This window comes from Desulfomonile tiedjei (assembly GCA_016212925.1).
Classification (GTDB): domain Bacteria; phylum Desulfobacterota; class Desulfomonilia; order Desulfomonilales; family Desulfomonilaceae; genus JACRDF01.
The window spans coordinates 237,604-251,318 of the sequence record JACRDF010000031.1 but is presented as its reverse complement, the minus strand read 5'-3'; the positions used below and the strand labels follow the sequence as shown (position 1 = coordinate 251,318).

Annotated in this window: 13 protein-coding genes; 11 read left to right on the top strand and 2 right to left on the bottom strand. The window is 54.5% G+C overall.

The window, feature by feature from the left end:
• Position 1: 1 nt before the first annotated feature.
• The 5 genes from nuoL (at position 2) to HY913_14065 (ending at position 7,692) form a co-directional block, all read left to right on the top strand.
• Positions 2 to 1,867 (top strand): NADH-quinone oxidoreductase subunit L, encoded by a 1,866-nt coding sequence (gene nuoL / locus HY913_14085; protein ID MBI4964403.1) that lies wholly within the window; start codon positions 2 to 4, stop codon positions 1,865 to 1,867.
• Positions 1,864 to 3,441: an NADH-quinone oxidoreductase subunit M gene (nuoM, locus tag HY913_14080; GenBank protein MBI4964402.1), complete on the top strand. Its 1,578-nt coding sequence runs from the start codon at positions 1,864 to 1,866 to the stop codon at positions 3,439 to 3,441. The genes nuoL and nuoM overlap by 4 nt, the downstream gene beginning before the upstream one ends.
• On the top strand, positions 3,438 to 4,877 hold the full coding sequence (locus tag HY913_14075) for an NADH-quinone oxidoreductase subunit N (GenBank protein MBI4964401.1): 1,440 nt from the start codon (positions 3,438 to 3,440) through the stop codon (positions 4,875 to 4,877). The genes nuoM and HY913_14075 overlap by 4 nt, the downstream gene beginning before the upstream one ends.
• A gap of 146 nt (positions 4,878 to 5,023) precedes the next feature.
• Positions 5,024 to 6,649, top strand: a complete 1,626-nt coding sequence (locus HY913_14070) for a B12-binding domain-containing radical SAM protein (protein MBI4964400.1) — start codon at positions 5,024 to 5,026, stop codon at positions 6,647 to 6,649.
• On the top strand, positions 6,649 to 7,692 hold the full coding sequence (locus HY913_14065; GenBank protein MBI4964399.1) for a hypothetical protein: 1,044 nt from the start codon (positions 6,649 to 6,651) through the stop codon (positions 7,690 to 7,692). Before HY913_14070 ends, HY913_14065 begins: the two co-directional genes overlap by 1 nt.
• 94 nt (positions 7,693 to 7,786) lie before the next feature.
• Here HY913_14065 and HY913_14060 read toward each other — a convergent pair whose 3' ends face one another.
• Positions 7,787 to 9,016, bottom strand: a complete 1,230-nt coding sequence (locus HY913_14060; protein ID MBI4964398.1) for a glycosyltransferase — start codon at positions 9,014 to 9,016, stop codon at positions 7,787 to 7,789.
• A 268-nt stretch (positions 9,017 to 9,284) separates the two neighbouring features.
• On the opposite strand from HY913_14060, the gene HY913_14055 reads away from it, so the two are divergent.
• From HY913_14055 to HY913_14030, 6 genes are all read left to right on the top strand, one after another.
• Entirely contained in the window at positions 9,285 to 10,037 is a 753-nt protein-coding gene (locus HY913_14055; GenBank protein MBI4964397.1) for a hypothetical protein, read from the top strand.
• 5 nt (positions 10,038 to 10,042) lie between these two features.
• Positions 10,043 to 10,534, top strand: coding sequence for a metallophosphoesterase family protein (locus HY913_14050; GenBank protein MBI4964396.1), 492 nt, complete (start codon positions 10,043 to 10,045; stop codon positions 10,532 to 10,534).
• A gap of 78 nt (positions 10,535 to 10,612) precedes the next feature.
• On the top strand, positions 10,613 to 11,128 hold the full coding sequence (locus HY913_14045) for an HIT domain-containing protein (protein MBI4964395.1): 516 nt from the start codon (positions 10,613 to 10,615) through the stop codon (positions 11,126 to 11,128).
• Complete coding sequence (locus HY913_14040; protein ID MBI4964394.1) at positions 11,125 to 11,541, top strand: hypothetical protein; 417 nt, start codon at positions 11,125 to 11,127, stop codon at positions 11,539 to 11,541. Before HY913_14045 ends, HY913_14040 begins: the two co-directional genes overlap by 4 nt.
• Positions 11,542 to 11,614: 73 nt before the next feature.
• Positions 11,615 to 12,553 (top strand): bifunctional riboflavin kinase/FAD synthetase, encoded by a 939-nt coding sequence (locus HY913_14035; GenBank protein MBI4964393.1) that lies wholly within the window; start codon positions 11,615 to 11,617, stop codon positions 12,551 to 12,553.
• A gap of 62 nt (positions 12,554 to 12,615) precedes the next feature.
• On the top strand, positions 12,616 to 12,810 hold the full coding sequence (locus HY913_14030; GenBank protein MBI4964392.1) for a hypothetical protein: 195 nt from the start codon (positions 12,616 to 12,618) through the stop codon (positions 12,808 to 12,810).
• A gap of 30 nt (positions 12,811 to 12,840) precedes the next feature.
• Here the strand turns inward: HY913_14030 and HY913_14025 are convergent, their stop codons facing one another.
• On the bottom strand, positions 12,841 to 13,680 hold the full coding sequence (locus HY913_14025) for a GNAT family N-acetyltransferase (GenBank protein ID MBI4964391.1): 840 nt from the start codon (positions 13,678 to 13,680) through the stop codon (positions 12,841 to 12,843).
• Between the last annotated feature and the right edge of the window lie 35 nt (positions 13,681 to 13,715).

Here is a 13,715-nt window from a genome sequence, read left to right as displayed (position 1 = left end):
AATGGCTGAACTGTTGTGGTTGGTTCCCGCTTTTCCCTTCGCAGGATTCGCCGTGCTTATACTCCTTGGGCGCAGGTTTTCCGAGCGCTTCACTGCTTTGGTCGGCGTGGGATCAGTAGCGGTTTCAGCCTTATGCGCGATAGTCGTCTATGCCGGTCCCATTAGATTTCCGTATAGGCAGACCTTGTGGACATGGATGCAGGTTTCCACGTTCAAACCCGAATTTGCCTTATACCTGGACGTTCTGTCCATGATCATGGTTCTGGTCATCACTGTGGTAGGCTTTCTGATTCTCTTGTATTCCGCTGAATATATGGCCGGTGAGGAAGGGTACAATCGGTTTTTCGCGTACATGGACCTGTTCGTCGGATTCATGTTGACGCTGGTGCTGGCCGACAATCTCCTGCTGCTCTACCTCGGTTGGGAAGGCGTCGGGATCTGCAGCTATCTACTCATCGGATTTTGGTACAAGGACGCGGCCAACGGCCGTGCCGCGATCAAGGCTTTCGTGGTAACTCGTTTTGGCGATACTGCGATGGCAATTGGGCTGTTCCTGCTTTTCATTAACCTCGGGAGTCTCCAAATCCAGGAACTAATGCAAAGGGCCGTGCAGGAATGGCCTGTCGGGTCTACTGTTGCCGTCGCGGCAGCGGCCTTGTTGTTGGGCGGAGCTTTGGGCAAGTCTGCTCAGCTCCCTTTGCAGGTCTGGTTGCCCGACGCGATGGCAGGCCCCACGCCTGTGAGTGCCTTGATCCATGCAGCTACCATGGTCACCGCGGGCGTGTACCTGATCGCACGCACCAATGTGCTGTTCACTTTGGCGCCGGTGGTCCAGTCCGCGGTGGCTGTAATAGGCGTCTTGACCTTACTTGCAGCCGGTTTCAGCGCATTGACCCAGACCGACATCAAACGCGTGCTGGCTTACTCGACCATCAGCCAGATCGGTTACATGTTCCTCGGCCTTGGCGTCGGCGCGTGGTGGGCCGCGATCTTCCATTTTGTGACACACGCGTTTTTCAAATCTCTCTTGTTCCTATCCGCTGGCGTGGCCATTGCCGCGTGCCACCATGAACAGAGCATTTTCAAAATGGGCGGCTTGCGCACTCAAATGCCGGTGGTGTTCTGGACTTTTGTTATCGGAGCCGCTTCTCTTGCCTCTGTGCCTCTTGTAACCAGCGGCTTCTACAGTAAGGAAGCCATTCTGTGGCAGGTGTGGTCATCGGAATGGAGCGGAGGGTGGCTCTGGGCCGGAGGACTGCTCGGCGCTCTACTGACCGGGATCTATGCGTTTCGCGTGGTATTCCTCGCATTCATGGGAGAAGCCAAGGCTCCAGTAACGTACCGTCCGGGCAACCTCGTGTACATCCCATTGATAATACTGTCTGTTATCTCGGTGGCAGGGGGATTACTTGGTTCCATGCAGCCTCTTCTTGCTGCACGAGTCCCTGCAATAGGATTCTCGGATGCCCCCCCAGTACCTTACGACGGGACAACCGAGCTGATCGTGGAAACGGTAGCCGCAGCCGCAGGTTTGATCGGAATATCCCTGGCCTATTTGTTTTTTCTGAGGCGGCGGGACTTCGCTGACAGACTCGTCACCAAGCCTGTCCCTGCGGCCCTGCACCGTTGGTGGTTTGTAGGTTGGGGTTTTGACTGGACATACGACAAACTATTTGTCCAGCCCTTCGTCTGGTTGGCCAAGGCGAACAAAGACGACGTGATTGATCTCGTTTATCAGGGTATCGCGTTGGTGAGCAGCGTTTTGCACGAGTTACTGAGCAGCGCTCAGACCGGCAAGATTCGAGGTTATGCAGCGGGCATAGCCATCGGCACGGTAATAACCATAGCCATTGTGGTGTTCTTATGATCCTGGTTTGGCTGATAATTGTTCCATTTCTCGGTGCGCTGCTGGCGTGGATCGCCGCGGGCTGGAGCACCCGTTGGCCAAGGTGGATAGCGGTCGGCGCCCTGGCCGTTGACCTCGTCATAGCCCTGTACCTATGGATTGGGTATCCCGAAGCTTTGGCGTACGCAGGCCGGGGTCCCTGGATTGCCGACTTCAATTACCCCTGGATCCCTCGGCTTGGCATCGGTTTCCATCTTGCAATGGATGGGCTGAGCCTCCTAATGGTGCTGCTCACGATTATCCTCGGAATTGCCTCGGTTGTATGCTCGTGGACGGAAATTCAGGAGCGTGTCGGATTCTTTCACTTTAATCTTATGGCCGTGCTCACCGGGATCATCGGGGTGTTCCTGGCCCTGGATCTGGTCTTGTTTTACTTCTTCTGGGAGCTGATGCTGGTCCCGATGTACTTCCTCATCGCGGTTTGGGGCCACGAAAACAGGGTTTTCGCGTCGCTAAAGTTCTTCATATTCACCCAGTTGGGTGGTTTGCTGATGCTGCTGGCAATTTTGGGGCTGTATTTTGTGCATGGCAACAGCACAGGCATATATTCGTTTGACTATTTCGAGCTGCTCAATACTCCCATGACGCCCCTTGTGTCCACGTGGCTTATGCTGGGCTTTTTTGTCGCTTTTGCGGTGAAGTTGCCGGCAGTGCCTTTCCACACCTGGTTGCCGGATGCCCACACCGAAGCCCCAACCGCGGGGAGTGTTATTCTTGCGGGGCTGTTGCTCAAGACAGGAGCTTACGGTTTCCTGCGATTTGTCCTCCCGTTTTTCCCGGAATCGGTTGAGGCATTCGCTCCGATGGCGATGCTCCTGGCAGTGGTGGGAATTCTTTACGGCGCGTTCCTGGCTTTTGCGCAGACCGACCTCAAGAGGCTCGTGGCATACACCAGCGTTAGTCACCTTGGGTTCGTGTTGCTGGGCGTGTTTGATCGGAATGAATTAGCCTTGCAAGGAGCGGTGATGCAGATGATATGCCACGGCTTCAGCACAGGGGCTTTGTTTATTCTGGTCGGGAGCCTGCAGGAGCGGATTCACACCCGCGACATGAATCAAATGGGAGGTCTGTGGTCCACAGCGCCGAGAATGGGGGGAATGGCCCTGTTCTTTGCTTTGGCCTCTCTCGGATTGCCGGGTTTGGGCAATTTCGTGGGCGAGTTCCTCGTGCTGATAGGCACTTTCCAGACAAGTATCCTTTTGACTGTGCCCGCGGTTTTCGGGCTGGTACTGGCTGCTGTTTACTCACTCTCAATGATCCTGAGGGCTTTCCAGGGCACGAAGGGCGAAGGCTGGCGAATCCCGGACCTGTCCATTCGAGAAACAGCTCTCATGGGAGCGATGACCGCTATTCTGATCTGTTTGGGACTGTTCCCTCAGCCGGTGTTGAACACTGCTGCAGCGGCATTGAAGGCTTTGCCGGCCCACACTACCGCGGCACACACGTCGCCTTCTGCTCAAGAGGACCAACGAGGTGCCATAGCCGAAGTGCAGGCAATTGCGCTTAAGGCGGCCGAGCAGAGGAAAGAAAGATGAACGCAGCCGAAATCACGGTTCTGTCACCCATCATTGTGCTATCAGCAGCGTCTGTGCTGATAATGATGGTGATTGCGTTCTATCGCCACCACCTGTTGACCGCGGTTATGGCGGCTGTGGGGTTTGTGCTGGCCTTAGTTGCCATTGGATTGGTAGCGCCCGTGCTCCCCATGGAAAGCACGCCTCTCCTGGTCATGGATGGGTACGCGGTCTTTTTCATGGCCCTGACCGTGGGGGCCGGCCTGGCTGTTGTTCTCATGTCTTACGGCTATCTCAATGGACGGGAAGGCCATCAGGAAGAGTATTACGTCCTCATATTGCTGGCTACGGTGGGCGCGAGCGTGCTGGCGTCGAGCAACCATTTTGCCTCGTTCTTTCTGGGCTTGGAAATACTCGGAGTGTCGTTGTACGTGCTCATCGCCTACCCGCGAAGAAGAACCATCAGTATCGAAGCAGGCGTCAAATACCTCATCCTTGCAGCTACGTCGGACGCGTTCCTTCTTTTCGGCATGGCCTTGATCTACAGTCAGACCGGCTCTCTGCAATTTCAAATTATTGCTTCCGCCTCAGCAGATGGGAACCCGGCTTTCCTGTTGGTAGGGACAGCGTTGCTCCTCACGGGCATCGGCTTCAAATTGTCGCTCGTCCCATTTCACATGTGGACGCCGGACGTGTATGAAGGCGCGGCTGCTCCCGTGGCCGGATTCGTTGCGACGGTTTCCAAAGGAGCTGTATTTGCTCTGCTCCTGCGGTACTTCATCCGGGCTGATATCGGTGCAAGAGCCGATCTGGTCCTCGTGTTGGGAATCATAGCCCTGGCCTCAATGATCGCGGGTAACTTGTTGGCATTGCTGCAGAACAACGTGAAGCGCATACTCGCGTACTCATCAATCGCCCACATGGGTTATTTGTTGGTAGCGCTATTGGCAAGCGGTCCATTGGCTTTGAGCGCGGCGAGCTACTACCTGGTAGCGTATTTCATCACCACCCTTGGCGCATTCGGGGTGATTACAGCCTTGTCCAGTGGAGAGCGAGACACTGACAGCCTCGATGAATATCGAGGATTGGGGTGGCAGCGGCCCTGGCTGGCAGGAGTCTTTGCCGCCATGCTCCTGTCGTTGGCCGGTATTCCGCTGACCGCGGGGTTCATAGGCAAATTCTACGTTCTGGCTGCGGGTGTCGGATCATCCCTGTGGACACTTGTTACAGCCCTGGTAATAACGAGCGTTATTGGATTGTTCTATTATCTCCGTGTCATCGTAACGATGTACGCCATGCCGGCCGCAAGTAGGACAGTACCCGCGAGCCCGGCTCGGGAAACGTCTCTTGCAGCAGGGGTGGTGCTGTTGGTCTTGACGGTGCTGCTCGTCTGGCTGGGCGTATATCCCCTGCCTCTGATGCAACTAATCGAGACAACCGTCGCGCGGCTCTCGTAGGAGCCAAGGTCCGGGGCTGGCGTAGTGACGTGGGATACATTATGTTAGTCGAATAGGTCAGTCGCACTCTCGGGTGCGACATTCCGTTTACACCGGAAAAGATCACCTGCTTAAATAGGCTGGAATTCGACTCAGAGGACCAAAGCATGAGGGCGCTGCTTGTAAATCCGAAGACGCCGGAGTCCTTTTGGACGTTCCCTGACGCGTGTGAATTCCTGGGCCGAAAGGCACTGACGCCGCCGCTGGGCCTCATAACCGTGGCAGCGCTGTTGCCGGAACAATGGGAGTTCAGACTGGTGGATTTGGTGGCCCGCGGTCTGACCGAGGACGACTGGAACTGGGCCGAAATAGTAATGATTTCCGGAATGATCGTCCAGAGGGACAGTCTGCTCGCCCTGGTTAAGGAAGCTAAACAGAGGGGCAAACGCATAGTAGTGGGAGGCCCGTATCCCACATCCCTTCCGAACGAAGCATTAGAAGCGGGTTGCGATTTCCTTGTCAGAGGCGAAGGAGAGAGCGCGATCCCACTTTTCCTAGAGGCGCTGGAACAAGGCAAAACCAGCGGGATTGTTGAGAATCAAAACAAGCCTGATATGAGCGATTCTCCAACCCCGCGTTTCGATTTGCTAAACTTCGACGACTACATTGCTCTGGGTGTACAGACCTCTCGCGGCTGCCCGTTTGACTGCGAGTTTTGTGACATTGTGAATCTCTACGGCCGAAAACCCAGGTACAAGAGCGCTGACCAGCTGATTAACGAATTGGACACCATTTATCGGCTCGGCTGGCGCAGGGAGGTCTTTATAACAGATGACAACTTCATCGGGAGCAAGACCCACTCGAGAAACCTCCTCTCCAAGCTCATTCCTTGGATGAAGAGCCATGGCGAACCGTTTTCCTTTTGGACTCAGACCTCAGTGAACCTGGGACAGGACCTGGAGTTGATAGACCTCCTGACAGAAGCCAATTTCAGCACGGTTTTCCTCGGGATAGAGTCGCCGGACGAAGACATTCTGGCATTGAACCGTAAGGTCCAGAATATTCAGAATCCTCTGCTGGAGTCGGTGGCAAACATAAATGCAAACGGTCTGTCCATCGTGGCCAGCTTCGTGATCGGCTTTGACAACGAAAGACCAGGGGCAGGGGAAAGGATCTGCTCGTTTGTGGAGACCGCGGGAATACCAATTGCCGCACTGAACATGCTTCAGGCACTTCCGAACACGAGGCTGTGGGAACGCCTCAGCAAGGAAGGCAGGCTTCTCGAAAACCAAACTTCCGGCCAAACCTCCGGCGCGCGAATGAACTTCATTCCGACTCGACCCGAATCCGAGATTACCGAGGAATACCTGGCAGCTTGGGACTATCTGTACGAGCCCTCGCGCTACCTTGAGCGCGCGTATCGCTATTTCCGAAAGATGCGGCCGACCAGGGCCGCCAAAGCCAAACGAGAAGGAGAATCGGTGCCGGCCTCTCGGACCCTGGAAAGCCCGTCCAAACGGCAGATTGGTCAAGACCTTTCCAGGTTCCTGCGCTTTTCGTGGAAGCAGGGAATTCTATCCGATCATAAGGTCCAGTATTGGAGCCAGTTGTTGGGTATGTGGCGAAATAACCCCAGCCGCCTGGTAAAATATCTGAACGACTGCGGCCTGGGGGAGAACATGATTTCATTCAAAAAGGTCGTTCGGGAAAGAATGGGAAGATTGGCGACGGACGAGGGTGCAATAGCCGATAAGCCCTCAGGCAGTCTGAATTCAACGAGGCCCCGCGGTTAATGGCTCGCATTCTCTATGGAGTTATGGGAGATGCTCTGGGACACGTCAGTCGGTCCTTGGCTGTTGCACAGGCCATGCCCGGCCATGAGTTCCTGTTCGTGGGCGGGGGAAGGGCCCAGCTCCTGAAGGACGAAGGCTACCAACTGGAAGACGTCCCGATGGTTGAAACGTTTTACAGCGGCAGCCGTGTGGATTTCTCCAGGACAATCACCAATTTCTTCAAGGTATTCCTTGGCAAGAAGCGAACGATCCAGAGGGTTGCAGACATCATCAAGAGCTTTGACCCGCATCTTATTCTCACCGACTATGAGCTGTTCACCCCTTTGGCTGCTCGCAGTTTGGGGCGGCCCAGCGTGAGCCTGGACCATCAACATGTCTTGACACATTGCTCTTACAGCCCACCCAAAGGTAACCGTTTGAACCGCCTGTTCACGTGTTTCTCGGTAAGGCACTTTTTCAGCGCGTCCGACCGATTCTTGATAAGCTCCTTTTTCTACGTGGAACCCAAAGATCCGGAAAGAATAGAGGTCCTGCCTCCTGTGGTGAGGTCATCGGTCAGGAATTATCAGGCCTCTGACGGGGAGCACATCCTTGTGTACGTGAAAGCCAATATCCTGGCCCGCTTGCTCCCGTTGTTGGAGACGAGAAAAAGCCGGGTCGTTGTTTACGGGATGGGGGAAAAACCGGACAAGAATAATCTAGCGTTCAGAAGGAATTCCACTGAAGGGTTCCTCGAAGACATGGCTTCCTGCAAATATGTCATCACGACCGCAGGCCACAACATCATAAGTGAGGCACTCTGCTTCGGGAAACCAATCCTGTGCTTTCCGATCAGCTTTGCGTACGAGCAATTGGTGAATGCCCACTTTCTGGCTCAACTGGGCTACGGCGAGTTTTATGAAAAGGCGTCCATTGATGCGGAGGCACTCGATGGCTTCGAGTCGCGGTTGATGCAGTACCGCGGCCGAATTCGACGTGAAGATTTCTTCGGGAACCACAGGGTGGCCGGAAGAGTTGAACAGCTAGTCCGCGATGGATGTTGATCAGAAACCACCTGAAGCCGGACTTCAAAATAAGCGAGTGCCGGTTTTCTTACGGTAGGCTCGGCGTCCCTGCCGCCCTTATTGCAGGCACACTTCACGGCCTTTTCTCAAACATCTCCTGGTACAACTCGAAGACTCTCTTGTGATTGATGTCCGGGTTGAACCGTTCCAGTACCCGGGAGCGGCCCCTTTTAGCCATTTCCAGAGCGGCTTGCCTGTCCCCTATCATTTGCTGAACAGCCCCGGCGATTGCCAGCGGCTGTTTTTCCGGAATCAGTAGCCCCGTGAGCCTGTCTTCAATGAGTTCGCCAATCCCCGAGACATCAGTGGCTATCACCGGCACCCGGTGCAACAAAGCTTCCATTATTACCGTGGGAATGCCGTCGCGGTCGCCCGAGGAGTGAACCACGCTGGGCATGACAAACACGTCCGTACCGCGAAACAGGTCAGAGACTTTGTCGTGAGCCACGAACCCCGGGAATGACACCCGGTCTCCGAGGCCCAGCTTCCAGGTCAAGTACTTTAATTGAGTCTCCCTTGGCCCCGCGCCTGCCAGGGTAAGGTGAAAATCCACTCCGGAGTCCTTAAGTATCTTGCAAGCCCGAAGGAGAAAGTCATAGCCCTTTTTCCCCACAAACCTGCCCAGCGCGAGGAGTTTGTACGGCGGCTTCATTTCCACCGGGGCATCCTCCCGCACTTTCAGAGGGACGCCATTATAGGTAAGGTGGATCTTGCTCGCTTGCACTCCCGTGAAATCAGCCAAATAGGAGATATTGGTTCTGGTCTCGCTCCTGATGAACATCGCGTCTCGGGCCTTTTCTTTCAGCGCGCCGTCAGGGGGATAAATGTCCCAAGCCCTGGCGGTAAAACTGAAAGGAATGCCGGTCAATCTGGACGAAATCCAGGCCGCTGTGGCCGGACCGTTGGCCCACGGAGCATGGATGTGCTCTATTCCTTCCTCTTCAAAACGGCGAGCGAGTCTGAAGGCGCACATGAAGGACCAGAGGTTTTCACCACCCTTTTCAAAACCGTTCCATCTGCGAAAAGGCACGTTCTTTAGTAAATCAGCGGTCCGGTCACGGTCCCGTTTCCACCAGTACCTCACATGCCGTGGGGCATCCTTGATAAACCATGCGCCGAGCCTTTCGACCCGATCACTGACGGATTGCATCTCGGGCGACAAATTGTGTTTACGTTCGCCGTAAAGAGTAAAGACTTTGACAGGCGCGCCCATTCGCCAGAGGGTCATAACCTCCTGGAAGATAAAGGTTTCAGACGGTTGCGGAAACCACAACAGTACGTAGGCGGTTTTCGGTATACTCATGATAGTGTTTTCCCTTGACGCAGTAACGGCAATCTGCCACACCGTTTTCAGATTGGCAAGACGCACGCCGTTTCTCTGTCTGAGTGAGAGATGGTTGCAGCTTTCAGTCCGAGGATTTTTGGTTGACACCGTCGAGGATGTCGATGAATAATCACGAACAGATGAGCTTTTGAATCGTATGCTGAACTGAGCGCCATCCTGCACGGGGCCGTCAACGAGGGCCATTTTCTGAGAATACCGAGTAGCCGCCAGGCCGAGGGTCACGCGAATGCCTTCGATTTACGACATCTACGAGAGAAAAAACTACCGGAATCAGGTCTCTCTGACTCAAGCGGTAAACTTTGAAGTGGAAGTGCGGGAGACCCATCTCCACATCCAGGCGCACAGCGACCTGGCTGCCAAAGCCAAGGATTCGGTGTTCCGATACCGCTATCAGGTCGAAGAGTATCTGCGACAGCATCCGGCATTTCGCGAAACGTCGTCGCCCATTCAAACATATGCGTCCGCGCCCGAAATAGTCCGGTACTGTGACCTGTCGTGTCGAGTCACCGGTGTGGCGCCGATGTCCTGCATGAGCGGCGCTATCGCGGACTTCGTGGCCAGGGACCTGGCTGTGGACTCTGCCAATCTGATAGTGTCCAGCGGAGGCGACACGTCCGCGCGGAGCACATTGCCTCTGGACGTTTACCTGTACGCTCAAGGGTCTCCTTTTCACGAGAAATTGGTGCTGGCCTTGCCCACTCTCAAGAAGACTTTCGGCATTTCGACCTTCGTGCCGGGGAACGGGATTCATGCGGCCACAGTTCTGTCGAGATCTGCTTGCTGGGCCTCGGCCTTTGCCATGGATATCGGAGCAAGGTTAAAGGCCGGCGAAAAGTTGTCCTCGGTACTGGACCGGGCAGCGGATTATAGCGATGTCGGCGGAATAGTGATCATTGCGGGGACCAAGATAGTTGTCGGCGGCGATTTGGTTCTGAAGTCCATGAATGGAAGCTCACCTAATGAAAAGGGGAGCGACTAAATGTCATGAGGATAGGTGTCTTATCCGACACTCACTTGAGGTCTCCTAACCCTGCTCTGGACCATATACTTGAAGATCTCTTCGCTGACACGGACTTGATCCTCCACGCGGGAGACATTGTGACTGGCCTGGTCCTGGACCGGCTGGAACAGAGTGGAGTAATTGCTGTCTGCGGGAACATGGACGATTACGATGTGACTGAGGCCCTTCCTCAGATGAGAATGATCCCCGCGGAAGGTAAACGCATAGTCCTGATCCACGGATGGGGATCCAAAGACGGTCTGGCAGAGCGCGTCGTGGCTCGGCTCAAGGACGATAAACCGGACTTGGTTGTCTATGGACACTCTCATGTTCCATTCTGGGGTAAGGTTGGGGACGTTTACGTGTTTAATCCGGGCTCCGCGAGCCAAAATCGCTACGGAGGGACCTCTACGGTCGGAGTAGTGGAAATTCGCGACGGCGAGTTTCAAACGCACTTCGTCGAAGTTGCGCGTTGAATCGGTTTTTTCGAACCAAATGACAATTGAATTAATGCTGGAGGCATACTGCAGGCCGGCAACTCAGGCGAGAGGAAAATGGAAAGAATCTGGGCTCCCTGGAGAATCGACTACGTGGTTGGAAAGGAGAAAGAAGCCGGGTGCATTTTTTGTACAAAGCCCGCGTCGGATGCAGATGACGACAACCTGATTGTTCACCGTGCCCAGGGCGCTTTTACCATGATGAATAGATTTCCGTATAATAACGGGCACGTTTTGGTTTCTCCATATAGACACGTCGGCGATTTGTGCGAACTGGAGTCGGAAGAAAACAGCCTGCTCATGCAGGAAGTATGTCGTGCGGTACAGGTCCTGAGAAAAGTGATGCATCCGGAAGGATTTAACATCGGGGTCAACGTTGGAGTTTGCGCCGGAGCCGGTATCCACGAGCATCTACACTTCCATGTGGTCCCTCGCTGGAGCGGTGACACAAACCTGATGCCGGTGCTGGCGGATGTCAGTGTGATACCGGAACATCTGCTCAGCACTTGCCAAAAGCTCAGGGAAAACTTCGAGCCGTCCCACCGCGAGTTCCGAGAACTGGAGGACAAATGAGGCTTATAAAGAGACTCATAGAATTGGCCTTCGTCATACTGGTCATCTCCCTGTTCATGAAGAACAAGGACGTGACCTTACAAATCGATTATTTTGGATTGCAGGAGCCTATAAAAGTAGCCTTTTGGGAACTGGTTACGTTTTGTGTCTCCCTGGGAGTTATAATTGCCGCTGTAGGTGACTTTGTGACCCAGTTGAAATGGATTCGAGAGAGACGCAGGATGGTCCAAACCGACAAGGAACACCAAGGCGAAGTGGAGCGGCTGAACAACAAGATCCAGGATCTTGAATCTGAAATCCAGCGTCTCAAAAAAGAGCTGGAGAAGAAAGCCGAGAGAACTACGGCTCTTGGCCCACCGCAGTCTGTGCCTCAAGCCTCTGAGCCGGTGGATTCCGAACCGGAACGCTCCTGAAATGTTGCATCCGGGTGACAATGATTATACGACAGGTGCCCCCAAATCCTGCCGGTAATAAAGAAAACAAGATATGGAAATCATTCGCGTTCGCGAAAAGATATATCAAAACTTCAATGCTCCGTCCGTAGCGCTGGGAAACTTCGATGGTGTCCACTTGGGACATCAACGGATCCTCAGTCGAACAGTAGAAACGGCCCATGGAAAAGGCAGGGACGCTGTAGTATACACCTTCGATCCTCATCCCCGCCTGGTGCTGAATCTAGTCCCGGAGATCCCCAGAATAACGACGCCTCGCGAGCGGGCAGAAATACTCGAGCACCTGGGTATAGACGTTCTTGTCCTGGCCGAATTTACACGCGACTTTGCCATGCAGACACCGGAGGAGTTTGTTCAAAACGTCCTGGCGGAAGAACTCGGGACCCGAAACCTGTTCATAGGCGAGAATTACCGATTTGGAAAGGGCAGGAGCGGCACCCCTCAGACCCTCAAGAAGATGGCTCCGGAACTAGGTTTTACGGTTCATGTTGTGCCGCCGGTGCGCGTGGACGACACCGTAGTTTCTTCCAGCCGAATCAGAGAGCATCTGATGCGAGGCGAGATTAGGGAATCAAATCTGTTGCTGGGACGTGAATTCGCCATCGAGGGGAGGGTAATCCACGGGCACCACCGGGGTAAGGCCATAGGATTTCCGACCGCCAATATAAAGCCCGAGGTGAAGCTCCATCCTCCTGAGGGTGTGTACGCCGTGTATTGCCGCACCGATGAGGGGATTCATAAGGGCGTAATGAATATCGGTTCCAACCCTACTTTCAAGGACCGCCGCGTCTCATATGAGGTTCATATCTTGGACTTCAGCCGAGACCTCTATGGACAAAACATAAAAGCATACCTTGTGGAGAGGCTCCGTGCGGAAATGAAGTTCAGCGGCGTGGACGAGCTGAAAGAACAAATCCAGAGGGATGTAGACCGGAGTCTAGGAATTCTTACCGGATCGCCGTCGATGCCCTAGAGCAAAAAAGGAATTGCCGCCCCGCGGCTGTTTGTTTGGTACAAGGCGGAGCGCTATAAGCCATGTCCAGAGATCACACGGAATCCCAACCAATTCTTCTGCCCGACGACCTCATGGATGCTGTAAGAGAGCTGTCAGCAAAACTGGGGGAGTCTCCCCGGGACATCATAATAGCAGCCGTGGACCACTTCACCAGAATCCCCGAGGAGAGACGCAAGGCCGTTTTGAAAGGGACATCGCTTCGCCGCCGGGGTTAATCGGAGTCTGCCTCTGCGTGTTTTGACTTATCACCCGAATTCCGGCCCGAGAATGGCGCAAAGCAGCTCCGGCCGCCCGGCATGATCGTTGGTTCCACGAAACATCCTTGTCAAGGACCGCTGGAACTCGAAGCCGTGGGCTTTGGCCAAGGGCACGGCCCAAGGATTTCGTCGTACACAATCGACAAACACCAGGTCCCTGCCTGAGAGTAACAAGAACTCGTCCAGTAGTGCCCCTGCAACCTCGCCGTTGCTCGCCATCCAAGGCCCCAACTGGTCGGCAAGCGAACCGGGTCGCCCGAACACGTACCCGGCTACACGGTCCCCCTGCCTGGCAACCAGAGTAAACTCCGGTGACTCTTCCTCTAAGGAACGCAGTAAGGTGCTCCTGTCCGCTCCAAAGATCTCTCGATCAAGCTGCAAAACGTCCGGAATTTCGGCCGGCGCTCTCTTTCCGACGTTCTCATCAGGTTGACGTTTCAGCATCCACCGCTCAATTTCATACTCGCACTCAAATCCAAACTTCTCGTACAGGAGTCTGCCCTGCGGGGTAGCATCGAGCTTCATGCAAGGGATGTTTCGCGAATCGAGGTACCGGATTGCACGTTGGAGAAGCTGTGTGCCGATTCCTCGCCCTCGATACCGCGTGTCAACGAGGACCATGCCGATCCATGCGAACCTGCCTTCATATATGATGGTTGTAGATGTGCCGACGACGCGGCCGTCGTCCTCTGCTGCAAAGCATCCCTCCGGACTGGCGGAAATAAACCGCTCCCAGTCGGCAACGGTTTGGTTCCAACCTGCGATGTCTTTCAATCGCATTGCTTCCGGGATGTCTTCAGCGTTCATCAGGCGAAATTGGATACTCATGCGCTCATTTGCCCCAGCGTTCTCCATGTAAACGC